This is a genomic window from Saprospiraceae bacterium (assembly GCA_026129545.1).
Lineage (GTDB): Bacteria > Bacteroidota > Bacteroidia > Chitinophagales > Saprospiraceae > M3007.
The window spans coordinates 2556073-2577098 of sequence record JAHCHX010000001.1 but is presented as its reverse complement, the minus strand read 5'-3'; the positions used below and the strand labels follow the sequence as shown (position 1 = coordinate 2577098).

Sequence of the window (21026 nt, the reverse complement as noted above, 5' to 3'; positions counted from 1 at the left end):
TACCATGCGCACCATCCTATTCAAACTTTCGCTCTTCACCTTCGGCTTTGCCTTTTTGGCAGCGGGCGATCACCCGCAAATGCCGAGCAAACCCGCGCTTTCCGACCCCAAGGCGGTGCTGGAAAACCTGCAGACGTTTTACGCGACGCATCCCTACATATATCACGAGTTGACCTATACGCTCTACGCCGATCACCAGACGGCCACGCCCCACTCGGTTGACCACGGCATTTTCATCCAAAGCGGCGATACGCGCTACGCACGGTTGGCCGCTATTGAAAGCCTCACCACAAAGGATTACACGGTTGCGATTGACCACGACGACCGATTGGTGTTGCTCGCTAACCGCATTTCCCTGCCGCCTACGGCTGCACCGATAGACCCGCTGGAAGTCTGGACAGCCAACCCGGACGAGGTGGAAGTTCGCTACGCGAGCGAGCAGCACGATGTTTTGCTGGTCAGTACGGAGTACGGTGAAGTGCAGCAAGCCGAAATTTGGTACGACAAGCAGACCTTCCAACCGGCCAAAATCATCTTGAAATACCGACGCAGCATCGTATTGGAAACCGATGCCGAAGGCGACCCCGTGCAGCCCCGCATAGAAATCGAGTACCGGAACACTTCCTTCGACGGGCAGGGCCGCGAACGCCTCGACCTGAACGGCTACGTCCGCCGCAAAGGCGAAGACTGGGCGCCCGTTCCCGCCTACCGGGACTATGAGTTCATCAACAACATCCGCGAATTGGCGGTACAAAACTGAACAACATGAAAGCGGCTTTTTTCAAATACGGCCTGTGGGTATTGCCCTTGTTCCATGCGGGTGCGCTCTTCGGAGGCGTGGACCCGGTGCAAACCGTCACCATGTCCGGCAAGTCATTTATATCGGGCAGCGGAATCTTGCCGGTGCAAAAGTCCTTGGTCAACAGCCACCCGGACTTCAACGCCACGACCTATTCCTTCCCCTCGGGTCAGCAAGTGCGGAAAATTGGAAACACCCTGCAACTGTTCCTCAACCCTGATGCTGCTACGCATATCAGTTTTCCGTACGCGCTGGAGGTAGAGGTTGAAATCAAAAAATTTGAACTCGGTGCGGCTGCTCCGAAAGTGGACAAAGTTACCCTGAAAATCAACTACAACCCCAAGGAGCGAACTGAATGGATAGAAAAAGCCAACTACCACTTTGTCAATTGCGGCAGGGTGGAACACCGGGTGCTGACCGTAACCCTGACCGACGGCAATCCCCCAAGCCCGACAAACCTGTCTCCTGCACAACGCCAGTTGGTGTCCACCGTGGTAGGCTTGCGCTCCGAGATGACCGTGGAGCGTTACCTGACTTTCAATTTTCAGGCAACGCCGACCTTTTTGCCGCCGAACCTCCTGACCGCCGGCAACGAATTGGAAATCAAATGGCAGCCCATGCCCGGCGCCGAGTACTATGACTTAGAATGGGCTTATGTGGACGACTACGACAGGGACCCAAACAACCAGGTCATCAAAATCCCGCCAGCGCAACTGGAACTGGACAAGCACTTCAATTTGGCCCGCAACTCCACCCGGGTGCGCATCACGGAAACCCGATACACCTTTCCCTTGGTGTTTGAAAGCGGGTACATCCTCTACCGGGTGCGCGGCATCGGCATGGACTACGACCCCGCCAAAGACATTCTGTACCCCATGACAGGCCGATGGACTACCGACCAGGCCCCGACCGTGGCCGCCTGGCCGCATAAATTCACCATTACGGCACCCTTCGAGCAGGACAAAATCAACTGGCAGGTCGTCGCCTCCTACGCCGAAGAGGGCAAGAGCAAGCGGGTCATCAGTTTTATGGACGGTACCTACCGCGCCCGGCAAACCATCACAGGCCTGAGCACCGAGCAAGAGGCGATGGCGGCGGAGCAGATATACGACCACCAGGGCCGCCCTGCCATACAGGTGTTGCCCGTGCCCACCAACGACCCGACGCTCAAATACTATAAGCACTTCAACCTGAAAGCGCCCGGACAACTGTACAACAGGAACCACTTTGACATTACCAAATACAACTTGTCAGGACCGTGTGAAATATCGGCAGACCCTATGCATGCCGCATCTGGTGCATCCAACTACTACTCACCGGCCAACCCCAAGAAAACCGGCCACAACGCCTACCTCCCCGATGCGGAGGGCTACCCCTTCATACAAACCGAATACACCCCCGACAATACTGGCCGCATCCGCCGGCAGAGCGGCGTAGGGCCGCACCACAAGTTGGGCAGCGGCCACGAGACCGTGTATTACTACGGCACGCCCGTACAGGAAGAACTGAGCATGCTTTTCGGTGTGGAAGTGGGCGATGCCAACCACTACAAGAAAAACGTGGTGCAAGACCCCAACGGCCAACTCAGCGTCAGTTTCCTTGACCTCAAAGGCAAGGTCATTGCCACCGCATTGGCCGGAAACCCGCCCAAAAACGTGGATGCGCTTGACAGTTACAAGCCGTACCAGATGGACATAGACCTGATGGTCTTCAACCAGGCCGACTCTATGGCCAACGAACTTGTCGCTTCCCGGAGTTTTACGGTTACTACCCGCAGCGACTATGTGTTCAACTACTCGGCATCGAGGCCGGCCTTCGAGGCGGCCCTGTGCAAGGGCGCTAAACTGTGCTACGACTGCGTCTATGACTTCGAAGTCAAAATCATTGACAACTACTCCTGCAATACCGTCAAATACCATGAGGTCAAGCAGATCAATCTCCTGCAGTTCAATGCGGACGGGAGCATCGCCGTCAACGACGCCTGCCCCAAAAGCCCCACGTCGTACAACCACTCGTTTACGCTGAAAGACCTGCCCGTCGGCTCCTACACCGTGACCAAAACCCTGAAGGTCAACCCGGCAGCCACCGAGGCTTACGTTCAGCATTACTTAGACCGCTTCAAAAAGGAGTGCGGCGATGTCTATGACAAAATTCTGCAATCCCACCTCAGCAAGGTGGACTCCTCCGCCTGCGACCTCGCTGACGACGAGGAGCCGCTAAACCGCTGTGAAATTGCCCGACAGGGCATGCTGGGCGATGTAAGCCCCGGCGGGCAGTACGCTCACTTGGATTGGGCGACCTATTCGTCCAATGACCCGTTGTCGGTGTTTAACGACCAAAATCGCTTGCCGGAGGCCGGTGCGCATTGGAAAAATTCAAGCCTCACCTACTTCGATGAGCAAGGGAAAGTCGTTCAATTCAAAGATGCTGCCGGAAATCCGGTATCTCATACAAGCCTGACTTTGCAAACCTTCTTGGAGGACTGGTGGCAACCCTCTTTTGCCAATACCCTGCTGCCTTTCCACCCCGAGTATTGCTACCTGCAATGGTGCGAGCAGGATATGCCGTCGTTTGATTTTGATGTGGATCTGGCGCTGATGGCTACCTACAACGAAGCCAAGACAAAAGGGTATTTCGACATAGCCAATCCAACATTGCTTCGGGCTAAAGACCCGTATTTTACCAGTACTGGAGGCGGCACCACTGGAAGCCCGACTTGGGTGTCGCTGATGGATCAGGCAATCAATGTCTATTACCAGAATACTGCGCAGAATATACCAGCGCACAGTATGCTGCAGGTGGCGGTGCGGACCGCCCTTCAATCGGCGAACCTGCCGCATGCCCTGGGCGATGCCAACAATTGGATTGCTAACCCTACCGCGTCTTTGCAAGACTCGGTGTGGAGGCATTTTCGAGCGCTGTATTTAGCGAAAAAAGAAGCACTGCAGTACCGCAGCCGCACTTTCTACGCCGTGAACACCTGTTCCAACAAGGGCGGCTACAACGGCTGCATCGGAGCTGAAAATTTCAACTGGTTCAGCACCGGAGCAGGCAGTGTCGCTTTTAACGGACCATTCAACTCCAACACTTCGCCTGCCACAGCCTGCCATTGGACCACCTACCACCTGTACCAAAACAAAGCCAAGCGCTTTCCCAGCATCTATGACATGCCGTTCGACTTCGACCCCTACGGCGACCCGAATACGGTGCTGCCGCAGTTTGCGGCATGGGCAGGCGGCATGACAGGGGAGTACTGCGACACGTGCACATGCAACAAGGCGCTGACACAGTTTGTGAATTGGATAATAGACACCAAGCCTTACTTAGCCGGTTCGCCTCAAAATACGCCCTTGCCGACCCTTCCGTTTACGGCCGATTTGCTGAAGGTATTCAGCAACTGCAACATACCATCCGTTACGCATTTCAAAGCCGCGCTTCAAACCAATATTAATAATTTGGACGTACAGTTAATCAGCGGAACTGCCATTATCGGCTGGATATTCCTTAGAATTCCTGCCGGCTCCCCCGTAGATTGGAGAAATGCCGACAGCCTGAGTTGTATCAAATACATAGGCATTGACAGTTCATTTCATACTGCTGGCGCCACGCTGTTCAACAGTTCCAAACAGGCGCAGCCGATAAAACTGAGATTCCGACCGGATTGCAGGATCGAACAATGCACCGACCCTGGCCTCGCCTGCCCGACCACTTCGGAAGCCAAGTACCTGGCTACCCTGTTCAACTCCCTCATCAGCCAAAAGATGCTGGACAAGGCCCTGACCCTGAACAGCAACTACCTCAGTCCGGGTTTTGCGGCCTACTTCAACACCCTGCCCAACGTCCAAAGCCCCGTCACCTGGAGCGGCAAGGTCGTGGGCAATACCCTTGATGCCACCCTGTCGAGCAGTCAGGTCAATTGCCGCTTCACACTTGACCTGCCGCCCGGCTTATCCCTCGTAGGCCTCGGCCCGGTGCTCGCCTTCAAACCCGACCACAACCAGACCGACCCTACCACCGGCTACACCTACCACGCCGTCATGCAGGTGGCCCTCCTGAACGGAAACGGCACGGTCAGCATCGGGGTAAAAAGCCACTGTTTCCCCCTGAGTTACTGCGGCAAATGCCCGCCCGGGCAAACCCGCCCCGGCCTCGCCCCGGTTACTCAAGTACCCGACAACAAAGGCCGAAAGCCCGGCAACAAACCTGTAACCGTCAGCCCAGTCCAAGACCCTCCCGGCAACCTCAGCGTTGTGGCTGCACACGACCCCACCAAACCGTGCTACCCCTGCGACCCGTTGGACTATACGCTTACTTACGACAGCCTGACGCTCCCCGGCGGCCTGAATGCCCGCGAGCAAAGCGTGATGGTGTATAAAAAACCGCCCGCCAACCTCTGCGACCCCTGCGTGTGGCCCGACAGCCTGCCCACCATACCCATGCCCAACCCCTGCCTCGAATACCAGATATTGGCCGCCTACGCCAATGCCGAGTACGAATGGCAGCAATACTTGGACTCGTTGGCCGCCGGCATCCGCAACGGCTATGTGCGCCACTGCATGGCCGCAGCAGAAACCTTTACCGCAAAATACACCGACGACCTGCACCATTTCACGCTCTACTACTACGACCAGGCCGGCAACCTCCTGAAAACCGTGCCGCCGGAAGGCGTGAAACCGCTGTCGCCGGCTGCCACCAGCGTGGCCATTGACTACATGCGCCGAAAAGTAAAAACGCCCGTCAACCCCAAACACGAAATGGCGAGCGACTACACATACAACAGCCTCAACCAGTTGCGCAAACAGACCATCCCCGACCACGACGGGCCGAGCGAGTTTTTCTACGACTACCTCAGCCGCATCGTGGTGTCGCAAAACCCGGAGCAGGCACTCCACAAACGCTACAGTTACACCCTCTACGACCCGCTCAACCGGCCCTACGAAACCGGCGAAATCCTGAACGCCGCCACGCCCATGACCCCGGCTTTGGCCAAAAACGAACCCCAACTCAAAAACTGGGTCGCCGCGCAGACCAAGCGCGAGGTGACCCGCACCCAGTACGACAAGCCCCTGCCGGGCATTGCCGCACAGTTTTTCAACGGCGACGACCGCAACTACCGCGACCGCATCGCCTCCGTGACCTACTCCGAACTGGACGGTAGCCCCGTGAAGCACTCCACCTACTACCGGTACGACATCCACGGCAACGTGGCGCAGTTGGTACAGGACGTGCACGGCCTCGGCCCAAAAAGGCTGGAATACGACTATGACCTCATCAGCGGCAACGTGCTGGAAGTGCGCTACCAACCGAATGAGCCGGACCAGTTCATCCACCGCTACCAGTATGATGCCGACAACCGCATCATCACCGTGCGCACCAGTCGCGACGGCCGGGTGTGGGATGCCGATGCCGACTATTACTACTACCGCCACGGCCCGCTGGCCCGCACCGCATTGGGCCAAAATCGCGTGCAGGGCCTCGACTACGCCTATACCCTCCACGGCTGGATAAAGGGCGTGAACAGCGGCGCCCTCAACGAAAATGTGGACATCGGGCGCGACGGCGTGCCGGGGCCTTCCCTGTACAAGACGGCCAAAGATGCTTTCGGCTATGTGCTGCGCTACTACACCGACGACTACAAGCCCATCGCCCCGCCCGCTCTCGGCTGGGAGCCGGCCTACGCGGGCACGGCCTTCCACCGCCCGCAGCGCGACCTGTTCAACGGCAACATCCAGAGCATGATTACCGCCATCGGCGAGCCCGCCGGCGCCAATACGAATTTCAAGCCGCTGGGCTATGCCTACACCTACGACCAACTGAATCGCATCACCTCCATGCAGGCTTACGACGGGCTGAACGCAAAACTCAACAACTGGAACACCCTGGTCTCGGCTGCCTACGCCACGACCTACTCCTACGATGCCAACGGCAACCTGAAAACCCTGTCTCGCAGAGCCGTGGCCGCTACCGGCACGCCATTGGACATGGACGATTTCAAATACCGCTACTACCCCGGTCGCAACCGTCTCGAATACGTGGACGATGCCGTGCCCGCCGGCAACTACCCCGACGACATAGACGACCAAAGCCCCGGCAACTACCGCTACGACGCCATCGGCAACCTGACCGAGGACAAGTCCGAAAACCTGCGCATCCACTGGAACGTGGCAGGCAAGGTGAAGTACATCCAGAAAACTGCCGCCGCCGAGCGCATTGATTTCAGTTACGACCCCACCGGCAAGCGGGTCATCAAAAAAATCACCAACACGGCCACCAAAAAGGAAACCTACACCTACTACGTCCTCGATGCCACGGGCAACGTGATGGCCACCTACACCAACGTGGAAACCCCGCCGCTCAAAAGCAGGGACTACCGCCTGCAATCCCTCTACCTCTACGGCAGCAGCCGCCTCGGTGAGGAGCGCATAGACACGTTCCTCACGGCGCTGAAGAACATGCAAAACCGCCAAAACGACACCGAGTACAGCCACCGCAGCCGCGGCGCCAAGTACTTCGAGTTAGGCAACCACCTCGGCAACGTGCTGGCCACCGTGAGCGACCGCAAACTGCCCTACGACCTCGGCAGCGATGGAAAGGTGGATGGCTACGACGCAGATATGTGGACGGCGCAGGATTATTATCCGTTCGGGAGCGGGATGCCGGGAAGGGAGTTTTCGGAAGGGGGGTATCGGTATGGGTATAATGGGATGGAGAAAGAACTCGGAGAATTTGCAATTGATAACAATTATTCATCTCATTATCGACAGTATGATTCGAGGCTTGGCAGATGGTTTAGCATTGATCCTCGCGCTGACAATACAATTGGTTGGTCACCTTATAATAACAATTTAAACAACCCTATATTCAATAAAGATCCTAATGGAGATGTAATCCCATATCTTATTTATGCATTTGTAGCAGCGGTAATCGTAGATGCGGGAATACAAGCCTCAATAAATTATGCAATAGATCCGAATTCTGGATGGGAAGTCGCAGTTAGCAATATTGATTGGGGGGATGCTTTAATTACTGGAGGTGTGACAGTAATGACAATGGGAACAGGAACTGAAATATCATTAGCAAGTTCCATAAATAATACTTTGACAAAAAAGTTGACTCAAGTAGTAGTCAAAGGAGAAATACTGAAAGCATCTATAGATTATATCCCTGCGAACTCTAATTCATCAGAAGAGAGATTAAAAATTGCATTTGTAAATAAGGATGGGTATGATGTTGCAATTGATTTGGCATTTGGATTTGCAAGCAATGAAGCAACCGACGTTGTTTTAAAAGAATTTAAAATGTCAACAAAATATGACACATATCAAATAAAGAAAAAAAACAATATGAAGCCTGTTGACAGAGGCTATTATTATACAATGGAAGATGTTGCTAACTCTCCATTAACAGAACAAGTAGTCGACAAAGCAATGAACTATTTTTCTGGAGCAGCAAATAAAATTGCTACAAATAAACAATCTGAAAATGATTCTGAGCAGTCAACTAGCCATCAGGACAAGTCAAGCAACAATTCAAAATCAACTTTGAAGATTAAAATGTATGCTACTATGGCCGATGCTTTACGTGTTTCTACTCCCCATAACATAATAACTGATAATGCCAGTTCAGAAAACAAATGACGGTAGTGTCAACCTATGAGTGATTTTGGATAAAAATGATTGATTTCACCACTCGATATTTGGCACTACCCAAATGTTCAGCAACAATAAAAAAACCACAAGGCTGACGAGCGTTTATGACGCAAGCCGGGCATCAGCCAGCCTCTGACTGGCACGGTAAAAAACGAGATAGCGAAATTACGGGCAGGTGGAAGCATCAGCCCAACACAAAACCAATCCTGACAGTATGAATGTACGACATTTTATCTTCTTCCTCTTCCTCTTGCCCTCGGCGGCCCAGGCGCAGAGCGGCGGGTTTATGCTGCGGGTGGAGCAGCGCCCAAAATGTCTGAATCAGAATTCGCAGGATTGGAGAACTTGTAAAACGCGGCACGGTGAAAATTTTAGAAATTCCGAGATTCTGAAAATCCTGATTCAGACAGAAAAATGCCGCAACATGATAAAAGACACACTGACCTACAAAATCATCGGGTGTGTTATGAAGGTACGCAACACGCTGGGGCCGGGCTTTCAGGAGGTATAATCAGGTTTGCGAAACTTTCAAAGTTTCGCAAACCTTTTGCGGGCCTGAAAAACAGAAACGTGACACACATCAGAAAAATCAGCATCATGCAAAATACAACCCATTCCCTCACCAAGGCGACCCTCATTTTGGCCGCCGCCATAGCCCTCCTTCTCTCCCTCCCCGCCTGCCAAAAATGCGAGACCCTCGAGCAGGTCGTCACCCCGCCTCCGGCGCGGTGCGGGGGTGCTTTTTACGCCCTAAAATCCGAATCGGGGGTGAATTTGGCCTTCAGCCTGCACGAGTTCGCCAAGCCCGTGCCGGAGCCGTTTGCGTCGGTCAGCAAGGCCGGGCCTTTTGGTGTGCCGACAATGCTCGGGTTTATCCGCTCCAACTTTTCCGCTTACGACAGCACGAGCAGACGCTATGTGTATTGGCACTATTACGGCACCGGCGACCAGTTCTTTTCTTTCAATGCAGGGTCGGGGCTTCCCACCCTCACACCGGGGCCGAGGATTGACGTATGTCCGGTGTTTCACAAAGGCCGGTTGCACACTATTTACGCGGAGCAATTCAGTGCATCCGAATGGTTTTACAGCATCAATGAGGTCAACCCTATTACTGGATTGGACGGTGTGGGGCTTATAGGCAACAGCGCAACGACCAACAGCCCGCTGCGCCCGGAGTATATGTCAGCCGTTTCCACCGGCGGAGATTTATTCTATTTCCTCTCCGGTACCAACCTCATCGAGGTCAACCTGAACGCCAATACCTCCCGGCATATAGACATTGACCGCTCCTATCATCCCATAGACAACATCGTGCAGTACTTCGGGCTGGAATACAAACGGGACGAGGGCGTGCTTCTGGCTATGAGAAACACCAACAACGCCACGACAGGCGAGGTAAAAACGACGTTGGTTTCCATCCGTGTCACCTCTGGTGATCCGGTAGTGACCACCCTCTTTGATATTTCCGCCGGCCTGCCCGCCGGCCCGGAGCGCTTCGTCAACCCGGAGTTTTACTCCAGCGCATTCGACCCTTGCGACAATACCTATTATGCTACTTCCAAACGGGGATTGGAGATCATCACTACCCGCTTCATTGAGGTCAACCTGCCAAAAAACGAGATGAAGCAGCGCGTGCTGGATGGGTATTGGTATGGGTTGGAGTTTGCGGGGCGATGAAGTCAATTGCTCCCTTCCGAAAACCAACAAAAGCAAATGAATTGCCCTTCACTCCCATCAATTATGAAAAAAGCACTGCTGCTGGCCCTCTTCCTCTTCTGCCTGGTCCTTCCCGCCACCGCCCAATCCTGCCTTCCTGAAGGCATCACCTTTTCCAACCAAGCTGAAATTGACAATTTTCAGGCGAATTACCCCGGCTGTCAGGTCATCGAAGGTGATGTGCTCATTCCCTTGGACGGTATCAGCAACCTGCAAGGATTGAGCGCGGTGCGGAAAATAGCCGGGAGCCTCAGGATATGGTTAGGCTCGTCCATCACAAGTTTGCAGGGCCTTCACAACATAGACACTATCGGCGGTGAACTCTTGGTGTTCGGTGCCGGGATAGTGAATTTTCAGGAAATGCAGCAACTGCGGCATGTCGGCGGCCTGTACATAGGAAGCAACCCGGCCTTGACGAGTTTGGCCGGATTGGAAAACATACATATAATCCCCGGTGACTTGAGTGTTGTGGGAGCCAGCCAACTGACCAATTTAAGCGGCTTGGACAACCTCCAACACATCGGCGGAACGTTCAGCATCGCTACTTACAACGATTCGTTGCTGCAAAACCTCTCCGGCGTGGGCAGTCTGGAAACCATCGGCGGCGATTTGGTCATTTCAGGCAATGCTCGCCTCCCAAGCATCATCGGGCTGAACCGCCTGCGTGCTGTGGGCGGCTTGGTCATCCAGGACAATAACGCCTTGACCGACCTGAGCGGCCTGGACAGTTTGGCTACCGTAGAAAATCATTGTTTGTTGAGCGGCAACAACGCGTTGCTCGCACTTACCGGCTTGCAACGCTTGAGAACCGTGGGCGGCAACTTTGGCTTGAACAATAACCCCGCCCTTGTCAACTGTCTTGGGCTGGAAAGCCTGCAATCCGTTGGCGGAGATTTCACGGTGGCCAATAATGCTGGGCTACAGAATCTTATCGGCTTTGACAGCCTCCGCAGCATCGGCGACAGCCTCATGGTCTTGTTCAATCCTTCGTTGGTGAGCGTGAGCGGTATGCCCATGCTGGATTCTATCGGCGACGCTTTTCGCCTTTCGTATCACGACGCGCTCACGCATTTGGGCAGTTTTGACCACCTTGCATACATCGGGGGCAATTTCCATCTCCAATACAATCCCCTGCTGGCTCAACTGACCGGGCTTGAACACCTCCACTCCATCGGCGGGCATTTTATCATTGACAATACAATCACCGGCTTGCAGGGCTTGGACAATCTGACCTTCATCGGCGGCAATTTTAATGTACATGACGCGCTGACGAGTTTTCACGGGGCGGAAAATCTCGCCCATATCGGCGGCAACCTGACCGTCATCTACAACCCTGTCCTTACCGACTTCGAAGGCTTGAACCAACTCGCTACCGTTGGAGGAAATTTATATGTCAATAAAACGCCGATGCTGCAAAGTTTGAGCGGTTTGGAAAATCTCGTGACAGTCGGCGGGGATTTGATTCTTGACAACCAATCCGGCTTGACGAGCGTGCAGGCCTTGTCGAGTCTGACTTCCATCGGCGGGCAATTTATCACGCCTTACTTGCTGGCGAGTTTCGAGGGGTTGGAAAACCTGCAAACCATCGGCGGCTACTTTGGTTTGCAGGGGCATTGGCACGTGACTGATTTTACCGGCCTCGAAAATCTCAGTTCCATTGGCGGGGCTTTTTATGTGAGGGTTGCGCAGTCATTGACAAGTTTTAAGGGGTTGGAAAGCCTGCAATCCGTCGGGCTTTGGATGCGGATTGAGGACAACCCGGTACTGGCTTCCTTGAAGGGTTTGGACAACCTGGTTTCCATTGGGCCGGAAATCTCGTTTATAGATAATAACCCCAACCTGAGCGAATGTGCCATCTATGGCATCTGTTCGCTGCTCTTCAACAACGACCCCAACGGCACCGTCCTCGCCGTTTACAACAACGGCCCCGGATGTGATTCTTACGCAGAGGTCGTCTCCCGATGCAACACCATCCCGGTGCAGGTGCAGGTATTGCTCGACCACGATGGCGACTGCCTGGCCGGTCCGGGCGATGTGCCTGCTCCTGATGTACAGGTGCGCTTGGTGAGCGGCGGTCAAATGGGCTTGCGAGCCAGCGACGCGGAGGGGCTGCTGCATTTCCGGTATTTCAACACCGGGCCGTTCACGCTTTACCTGCCACAATACCCCTCGGCGAACTGGGCGGTTTGCAAAGACGACATGGTCATTGACCCCGGCCCGGCGCCCTTGCAGGACACCATCAAGGCGACATTCATCCTGGCGCCGGTTCAGCAGGAATGTGCTTCGCTGGAGGTGACCCTCGGCATGCCGTCCAATTTCAGGGGCTGCGTTGCCACATCAGAGATGGAGGTATCCGTGCGGAACACCGGCAATATCCTCGCGGAAGACGTTATCCTTACCCTTGTCAAACCATTGGAGTTGGATATTGTCGCGAGCAACCCGCCGTTCGCGCAGCAAAACGGCGATACGCTGTATTTCGAGTTGGGAGACATGCTGCCCTTGGCTGCCGCCACTGTTAAAATGACGGTAAAGACCAACTGCAATTATTTTATCTTCGAGCGAACGCTATGCGTGGAGGCTTTCGCCCGAACCCTGCTGCCCTGCCCGTTTCTGCCCCCGCCTTCCTCTGAAATCAAGCTGACGGCAAAATGCCTTGCAGACACAACCCTGCGCTTTACCATAAAAAACATCGGCGACGCGCCTACCTCTGCACCGCACGATTACCGCCTTATTCGGAACGAGGAAGTGTTCCAAACCGGCAATTTCAGCCTGATGAGCCAGGAAAGCATGACCGTGGATATGCAAGCGGATGGGGCAACTTATCGCATGGAGGCCACTAAATATGCCAATGGAGCCCTGACGGCTGTCGCGTTGGAGAACTGCGGCGGGTTGACACCTTTCTTAGTCAATGCCTTTTGGCTGGACAGAGGTCCGCCGGAGTATGATTTTGCCTGCCGGGAAGTCGTTGGTGCTTTTGACCCAAACCAAAAAACGGCGGTCCCCACAGGGGTCGGCCCCGAACAATTGGTCGAAGCCAATACCCCCTTTGAATACACCATTGACTTTCAGAACACGGGCACCGACACGGCTTTCCGGGTGCTCCTGCTCGACGTGTTGCCCCCGGGGTTGGACATCAATACGTTCCGGCCCGTTGCCGCCTCGCACGAATATGTCTGGGAAATACGCGGCATGGACACGCTGGAGGTATTGTTCTTTCCCATCGCTCTGCCCGACAGCAACGTGAACGAACCGGCCTCGCACGGCTTTTTCACTTTTGCCATCCAACAACTTGCCGACTTGCCCGACGGGACGGTTTTTGAAAACAAAGCCTCCATCATATTTGACTTCAACCCACCCATCGTCACCAACGTCGTGCGGCATACCATCGGACGGTTGCTCGTGCGTGTGGATGAGCCACAACGGCGCACACCGCTGTGGCGCGTCCTCGGCAACCCCACTGGCGAAGCGGCCACATTTATTTCCACCGAACCCATCGAGGGCGACAAACGCTTCGACCTGTTCGACGCCTCGGGGCGGCTGGTTCGCACGGCGCGGTTCTCCGGGCAGTCCTATGAGTTTCGGCGTGAGGGTTTGCCGGCAGGATGTTATCTCTTTCGGGTCAGCGATGTCGCAGGCAGGGTTTGTGCAGGGAAAATTGTCGCATTGGATTGAGCGACCTCGTTTAAAAAAGGCTCTTTTGGGAAAACTCGCAGACTGTATGGTGCCACTGGCGCGACCCGTGCGGCCAAGCTGTGCTGGGCGTAAGGCACTCGCAATGCAAAGTGGTTTTCAAAAAACCGCACGCTGTGTGTCCAGCGCGGTGTATCGTTGTCCTACCTTTGCCCAAAACCTAACCAACGCACAATGGACATCACCCAACAAGGCTACGTCCGCACCGACGTGACGACCGATGGCGTAGCGCATATCATCTTCTACCACCCCAACCACAACAGCCTGCCAAGTAAGTTGCTGCACGACCTCGTGGCGGCATTTGAGGCCGCAGGGAAAAATCCCGAGGCAAAAATCGTCGTCCTCCGCAGCGCCGAACACAAGACTTTTTGCGCAGGGGCGAGCTTCGACGAACTTGTCGCGATTGACGATTTTGAAACAAGCCTCGCTTTCTTCTCCGGCTTTGGCAATGTCATCAACGCCATGCGGACTTGCCCCAAAATCGTCGTCGGGCGCATTCACGGCAAAGCCGTGGGCGGTGGCGTGGGCTTGGCGGCAGCGACGGATTTTTGCATGGCTTCGAAGTGGGCCTCGGTGCGGTTGAGCGAACTGGCGGTAGGTTTTGGCCCTTTCGTCATTGGCCCGGCGGTGGAGCGGAAAGTGGGCGCGGCAGCTTTTGCTCAAATGGCCTTGAACCCTTCGGAGTGGCTCACCGCCGATTGGGCGAAGTCGAAAAATTTGTTTCAGGAAGCCTTCGACACGGTGGAGCAATTGGATGCCTACCTCGCTCATTTTTGTAAAAACCTCTGCTCGTACAGCCCGGAGGCACTCCGCGAACTGAAGCGGGTGTTCTGGCAAGGCACAGAACATTGGGACGCGCTGCTCCCCGAACGAGCGGCAATTAGCGGCAGGCTGGCACTGTCAGATTTCACGAAAAAAGCGATTGCGGAATTTAAAAAAGGCTGAAAAGCCAATTGTTTTAAGTACGCTCGAACGCTTCCTAAATTTTTTATTCAATGCAGCACACTGACTGGACCTACGAGGATTTTCGCGCTTTCGCGATGCTTTTTGCCGCCAACACCGACGGTTACATCACTGCCGACGAGGAAGAAATAATTGCCCCCACGCTGCCCCCCGACCGCTACGAGGTGGTGAGGCAGCGTTTTTTGGAATGTTCGGACGCGGAAGCGTTGGAAGTCATTCTTGATTGCAAAGAAAAATACTGCGCCACAGACGCGGATAAGGACAAGGTGCTGGCCGATATGAGGGCCATCTACGAGGCGCATCAAGGGTTTGAACATATTGAGCGCGGCGTGCACCACATTTTTGAAAGGCTTTTCAAATAGCCCGATTTGGCCCTTTTGCAGTGCTGCCCTTGCAAGGCTACTGCGCCTTTGCATCCTGTTCAAAGTTCATTTTGAAGCCAATGCGTTGGTTCGGCTCTGGCAGGTCGTCGTCGTAATCCTCCCAGTTGGTAATGTCGGTCATGAACGTTTCGATGTGCCGAAGGATATAGGCATCTTTAAGTTCCTCTGGCCGATAGATGGCGATAGTTTTGGGTGGTTGCGGCTGACCGTACTTTTCGATGTACGGGAAATTGATGAGCACCAGAATCTTTCCATTGAACAACTGCTGATAACCAAGCGAGCCGTTTTGCTTGATGAGGTCGCGGCGCAGCTCGCCGCCAACTGGCTCGCCCAAGCCGCTCTCCGAATGGCCGAGCGTGAGCACCACGGCTTCGAGGTTTTCGATGTCGTTGCGTTCCTCGATTTCACATTCGAGGCCACCCGCCTCGGCCAGTTCCTTGAGCCGGTCAATGATGGTTTGCCGAAGGCCGTTTTGCCAAGCCTCCCGGTAGCGTTGCGTGTTTTCGAGGATTTCTTTGTAACGTTCGACTTTCTTCTTGAAAGCGTTCGTATCTGATTCGGTGTAGGCCATGTGAGAGTGGTTTGGGTGGTTTGAGCACCTTGTCCGGCCAAGCGGAGCGGACGGAGTTGGGGGCGGTTTATTGTCCTTTGGGGGGTGTCTTCTTTTTTTGCACTTTTATTTCGCCGCCCAATTGCAGAATGCTTTCGGGCGGTTCGGTGTTGGCGAACACGCGCAGGATGCGCAGCTGCCGCCCGGCTTTGTCTGCGGTGTTGAACTCTACTTTGATTGCGCCCGTGCCGCCGGGGGCAATAGGCTCTTGGGGCCATTCTGGCACGGTGCAGCCACAAGTCGTTTTCACTTCGGCGATAACAAGCGAATCCGTGCCAGTGTTCGTGAAATGAAAAACGCGTGTCACGACCTCCCCCTGACGGACGGTGCCAAAATCGTAGAACGACGAGTCGAAAGTGACGCTGGTGACGGGGCGGCTTGCGAGGGAGTCAGGCGCGGGGGCATATTGTGCCAAGAGCGATTGAGCCACAAGCAAGCAGGAAGCAAGAGCGGAGATTTTTGTTGCCTTCATGTTTGAGGCAAATGTAAAACAGTTGGTGTTTGCATTGGCAACAAACCCAACATGATTCCTACATCATGCGTCTCGTTTGGTCAATGTTTTTGCCGCGAGCGGGTGTGCAGGCCTTTCTTGCTGCGCACGCTCACCCAATACTGCCCCCGCTTCAACTCACTGACCTGAATGCTCAAAAAAGATTGACCCGGCAAGGAAGGTTGCCATTGCTGGATTAGCCTGCCGCCCAAATCCCCCACCGCAACTTCCAAAAACGCATCCTCCGCATCGAGGAGTTGCAAATGGAGCCAGTCCGTAGCGGCACGCGACGGCTCCCCTCCCGGTGGGGGTGGGGCTGACGCGAGCGGCCAAGTGTTTAGAATCTTTTGTATACCTTGATTCGCTAGGATTTGTTAGATGAACATGATTGATGTTCTTGATTTTTAGCAGATTGCGATTGCAGCCATGCCCAAAACCTAACGGCGCGAAGTATAAAAAAAGGCCTGCCGTTCAATTCTTCCACCGCCAATGAGCAAAACCGCCCTCCACGCTGCCAAATACGCCTTCTCGTTGAGCAGGCCAACCTGACCTCAAAGGGCGAACGCCATGTAGGTATCGCCCGAACGCCGCCCCAGCTTGCCGCCGCCGCAGGCGATGACGACATACTGTTTGCCACCTACCGAGTAGGTTGCGGGCGTGGCAAAGCCACTCGCGGGCAAGTCGGCCTCCCACAACAATTTGCCGTCCGAACGAGCAAAAGCACGGATTTTCTCATCCTTTGTGGCAGCGATGAACACCAATCCGCCCGCTGTCACCACTGGGCCGCCATAGTTTTCCGTGCCCGTGTGGCGGATTCCTTTTTGCTTCAGTTGCGGGTCTTCGCCAAGCGGCACCGTCCAGCGATACTCGCCCGTGTTCAGGTCAATAGCATTCAGTGTGCCCCAAGGCGGCTTGATGGCGGGCTGGCGAGTTTCGTCTTGCAGCCTAATGTAGCCCGTGTGCGTGAACGGAATGCCCGCTTCCTGCTCCGCGGCGTGTTTGCCTCCGTTGGGCGTTGGTTTTTTGTCAGTCAAATAAGCGACGATGGCCTCGCGCTCCGCGTGAGATAGGTGGCCGAACGAGGGCATCGCGCCTTTGCCTTGCCTGACGATTTGGCCGAGAAACTGTTCCGAGCGTCGCGTTTTGATGCCCACCAGATTGGGATTGGCTCCGTTGCCTTGGCGATTCAGCCCGTGGCAGCCCGTACAATGCGTGGCGTAGAGTTTCTCCCCTTGTCCCACTTGGCTGCCGTCGCTTTTAGGCAAGTCCACCATGCGCAACACCCATGGCATTTCGCTGCTGTTCACATAGAGCACCCCCTCTGGGTCAGCTGCCGCGCCACCCCATTCCGCGCCACCATCGAAGCCCGGCAACACAAGCGTCCCGACTCGGCTCGGCGGGCTATAAAATTCTTTTTGCAAATTGGAAAAAACCACTCGCAGGCTGTCGCGCTGCTCCGAATAGGGATTCAAGTCGGCCTCCGTTATGTGTTGGCGGGCAAAAGGCGCGGGCTTTGCGGGAAAAGGCTGCGTCGGCCACACCTCCTCGCCCGGCATCGCGCCCCAAAATGGAACAGGCCGCTCCTCTATTTTGAACAACGGCTGCCCCGTCGTGCGGTCGAACAGGAACACCATGCCCTGTTTGGTGGGCTGCGCCACCGCGTCTATTTTTTTGCCAAAACGACTGACCGTCAGCAACGTAGGCGGGCAAGGCAGGTCGCGGTCCCAAAGGTCATGGTGGGTGGTTTGGAAATGCCAGAGGCGTTGTCCGGTGTTCGCGTCAAGTGCCAAGAGGCAGTTGGCAAAGAGGTTTTGGCCCTTGCGGTTGCCGCCCCAAAAGTCGAACGCCGCCGAGCCAGTGGGAATGAAGACGATGCCACGCTCCGCGTCGAGCGTCATGCCCGCCCAGCAATTGGCACCGCCGACGCGCTGCCAAGCGTCGGGGTCTTGCCAAGTCTCGTGTCCGTATTCGCCGGGGTGCGGGACGGTGTGAAAAATCCAGCGGCGCTGTCCCGTGCGCACGTCGAAGGCGCGAATGTGGCCGGGTGCGGCATCGGCACCTTCTGAAACCCGCATGCCCAAGATGAGAAGGTCGCCATACACCACGCCGGGCGAGGTGTTGACGATGAAAAAATCGTTTTTGTGGTAGTCCAAGTCGCGGCGCAAATCCACCTTGCCTTTGTGGCCAAAAGTGGAATCGGGCTGCCCCGTCGTCGCGTCCAGCGAAATCAAAAAAGTACTGGCGCAGTAGAGCAGTCGTTGGGCCTTCCCATCCGTCCAGTGTGCCAATCCTCGGCAAATGCCTGCCCAAGAGTTTTCGCCGCCGAGCCACTCGAAAGTGTTGAATTTCCACCGTTCTTGCCCTGTGGCGGCATCAAGCGCGAAAATGCTCACGTCGGGCGAAGCACCATACAGCACCCCATTGATGATGAGTGGGTTGTGCTGGATTTGAGTGGTATTTTTCACCGTGTCCGCACCGCCACTTTGATACGTCCAGGCGACTTTCAGACTGGCGACATTGGCAGTGTTGATTTGGTCGAGCCGAGAAAAATGGGTGCGCCCGTCGTCGCCGAGATAGGCGGGCCAGTCGGTATTTGTGGCAGTAAAATGGCAGGCGGAAAAAAGCAAAAAGAAAGCGGCAAGGGAATATGTAAAGTTGGGCATGAGACGGGCAGGTTTAGGGCGGCTAAAATACAAGCCTTAGAGGCTCTAATACTCCGCGCCCTCAAGTCTTGAGCATGGCTACTGCTCAAAATCAAGCAGTGCAATCATAGCCAACTGGCAAATCCCGGCAAATCAAAGTATAAAACAGTTTCTTACCAAAAAGCGGGATTGCCCTACTTTTGAGCTTCAAAACAAAGCATATCCTGCGCATGCGTTCCATTTTTCTTTTGCTCTTGGTGGCATCAAGCTGCCAGTCGAATGTTCGCTCCGACAGACAGGACATGGCACCCAGCGGGCAAGAAGGCGTGCCACCGGGCACGTTGGTTTCCAGCCCGCCACCCGCCACCCCCGCCCCAACGGTGGATATTGATTATTTGCTCGGAAAATTCAACCCAGCCACGCACCCCAATTTTGTGACAGTGGGCAAACCATATTCCGACAAGCCCGGCATGCTCATGCGAAAAGAGGCATTCGAGGCATTCAAGTTGATGCACAGCGCCGCAGAAAAAGACGGTGTGGTGTTGAAAATCATTTCCAGCACCCGCAACTTCGACCGTCAGAAGACGATTTGGGAGGAAAAATGGAGCCGTTTCGCCAAGGATGCCCCCGGCGCCAAAGCCCGCGCCCTGAAAATCCTCGAATACTCTTCCATGCCCGGCTCCTCGCGCCACCATTGGGGCACCGATATTGATTTGAACGACCTGAACAATCCCTCGTTTGAGCAAGGGGGCAAGTTCGAAAAGGTCTATCAATGGCTCAGCGCCCACGCTCACGAATACGGGTTTTGCCAACCCTACACCCCAAAGCGGCCATCGGGCTATTTTGAGGAAAAATGGCATTGGTCGTACCTTCCCCTCAGCAAGTCTTTTTTGGAACAATACGAAAAAAACATTCAAGACGCTGACATCAAAGGCTTCAAAGGCGCGGAAACGGCAGTCGAAATCGGCATCGTGAAAAACTACGTTTTGGGAATAAATCAGGCTTGCAAATAACAGGTTGATGAGGGTTGATAAAGGGGGAATGTTCAGAAAAGCGTGTCAAACCTTCCTGCATGTTTTTTTACACGGCGAACGCTGCGCTCAAAGAAGCGCAATCATTGAAAACCAAAACTCTGTGCCACCGTGTCTCTGTGTTTTCTCATTGCCCGAATTGGGGTGACACACTTTTGTGGACACTCTCCTCATCAACCCTCATCAACCTTCATCAACCCTCATCAACTCTCATCAACCTTCATCAACCCTCATCAACTCTTATCAACTCTTATCAACCCTCATCAACTCTTATCAACCCTCATCAACTCTTATCAACCCTCATCAACCCTCATCAACTCTTATCAACCCTCATCAACTCTTATCAACCCTCATCAACCCTCATCAACTCTTATCAACCCTCATCAACCCTTATCAACTCTTATCAACCCTCATCAACCCTTATCAACTCTCATCAACCCTCATCAACTCTTATCAACTCTCATCAACCCTTATTCAAAATGGCCTACACCGAATCAAATATGCTTCCGCTCGGCACCAAAGCCCCGGATTTTGCCTTGCCCGACACGGTGAGCGGGAAAACCGTCGCGCTGAAAGACGTGGCCGCTGGCGCACGGGCGACGGTGGTGATGTTCCTGTGCAACCACTGCCCCTACGTCCTCTACGTCAACCCCGAAATCGTGAACGTGGTGGCGGAATATAAGTCGAAAGGCGTATCGTTTGTCGGCATCAGCAGCAACGACGTGGTGACCCATCCCGAAGATGCGCCCGACAAAATGAAAACCCACGCGGCGGAAGCGGGCTACACATTTCCCTACCTTTACGACGAAAGTCAGGACGTGGCCCGCGCTTACGACGCGGCTTGTACGCCAGATTTTTATGTTTTTGACCATGATTTGAAACTCTTTTATCGCGGCCAACTCGACCCCAGCCGCCCCAAGCGCAATCCGATTCCCCCGACGGGCGAAGATTTGCGGACGGCGCTGGACGCAGTTTTGGCCGGAAAACCCGCCCCCGCAATTCAACGACCGAGCGGGGGGTGCAACATTAAATGGAAGGAGTAACCAATCCACA

General features: G+C 54.6%; 13 protein-coding genes. 9 read left to right on the top strand and 4 right to left on the bottom strand.

The features are described 5' to 3' along the window. Positions 1 to 4: 4 nt before the first annotated feature. The 7 genes from KIS77_09865 (at position 5) to KIS77_09835 (ending at position 15179) form a co-directional block, all read left to right on the top strand. Positions 5 to 760, top strand: coding sequence for a hypothetical protein (locus KIS77_09865; GenBank protein MCW5922641.1), 756 nt, complete (start codon positions 5 to 7; stop codon positions 758 to 760). A gap of 5 nt (positions 761 to 765) precedes the next feature. Further along, a complete protein-coding gene (locus KIS77_09860) occupies positions 766 to 8436 on the top strand; it encodes an RHS repeat protein (GenBank protein ID MCW5922640.1) in 7671 nt (2556 codons plus the stop codon). A gap of 226 nt (positions 8437 to 8662) precedes the next feature. Next, positions 8663 to 8959, top strand: a complete 297-nt coding sequence (locus KIS77_09855) for a hypothetical protein (GenBank protein MCW5922639.1) — start codon at positions 8663 to 8665, stop codon at positions 8957 to 8959. Positions 8960 to 9045: 86 nt separating this feature from the next. Next, positions 9046 to 10125, top strand: coding sequence for a hypothetical protein (locus tag KIS77_09850; GenBank protein ID MCW5922638.1), 1080 nt, complete (start codon positions 9046 to 9048; stop codon positions 10123 to 10125). 63 nt (positions 10126 to 10188) lie between these two features. After that, positions 10189 to 13836, top strand: coding sequence for a hypothetical protein (locus tag KIS77_09845; protein ID MCW5922637.1), 3648 nt, complete (start codon positions 10189 to 10191; stop codon positions 13834 to 13836). Positions 13837 to 14028: 192 nt separating this feature from the next. After that, entirely contained in the window at positions 14029 to 14799 is a 771-nt protein-coding gene (locus KIS77_09840; protein ID MCW5922636.1) for an enoyl-CoA hydratase/isomerase family protein, read from the top strand. Between the two features lie 50 nt (positions 14800 to 14849). Further along, the gene (locus KIS77_09835; protein MCW5922635.1) at positions 14850 to 15179 is read left to right on the top strand and encodes a hypothetical protein; all 330 of its coding nucleotides are present in this window, start codon (positions 14850 to 14852) and stop codon (positions 15177 to 15179) included. Positions 15180 to 15216: 37 nt separating this feature from the next. Here the strand turns inward: KIS77_09835 and KIS77_09830 are convergent, their stop codons facing one another. The 4 genes from KIS77_09830 to KIS77_09815 all read right to left on the bottom strand — a co-directional run bounded on the left by KIS77_09830 (position 15217) and on the right by KIS77_09815 (position 18963). Further along, a complete protein-coding gene (locus KIS77_09830; protein ID MCW5922634.1) occupies positions 15217 to 15771 on the bottom strand; it encodes a hypothetical protein in 555 nt (184 codons plus the stop codon). Between the two features lie 67 nt (positions 15772 to 15838). Then, positions 15839 to 16282, bottom strand: coding sequence for a DUF1573 domain-containing protein (locus tag KIS77_09825; protein MCW5922633.1), 444 nt, complete (start codon positions 16280 to 16282; stop codon positions 15839 to 15841). Between the two features lie 80 nt (positions 16283 to 16362). Next, positions 16363 to 16563, bottom strand: coding sequence for a hypothetical protein (locus KIS77_09820; protein ID MCW5922632.1), 201 nt, complete (start codon positions 16561 to 16563; stop codon positions 16363 to 16365). 288 nt (positions 16564 to 16851) lie between these two features. After that, on the bottom strand, positions 16852 to 18963 hold the full coding sequence (locus KIS77_09815) for a PQQ-binding-like beta-propeller repeat protein (GenBank protein MCW5922631.1): 2112 nt from the start codon (positions 18961 to 18963) through the stop codon (positions 16852 to 16854). 209 nt (positions 18964 to 19172) lie between these two features. Between KIS77_09815 and KIS77_09810 the strand changes: the two genes are divergently transcribed. After that, entirely contained in the window at positions 19173 to 19955 is a 783-nt protein-coding gene (locus KIS77_09810) for a M15 family metallopeptidase (protein MCW5922630.1), read from the top strand. Between the two features lie 497 nt (positions 19956 to 20452). After that, positions 20453 to 21016: a thioredoxin family protein gene (locus KIS77_09805; GenBank protein MCW5922629.1), complete on the top strand. Its 564-nt coding sequence runs from the start codon at positions 20453 to 20455 to the stop codon at positions 21014 to 21016. Positions 21017 to 21026: the final 10 nt, after the last annotated feature.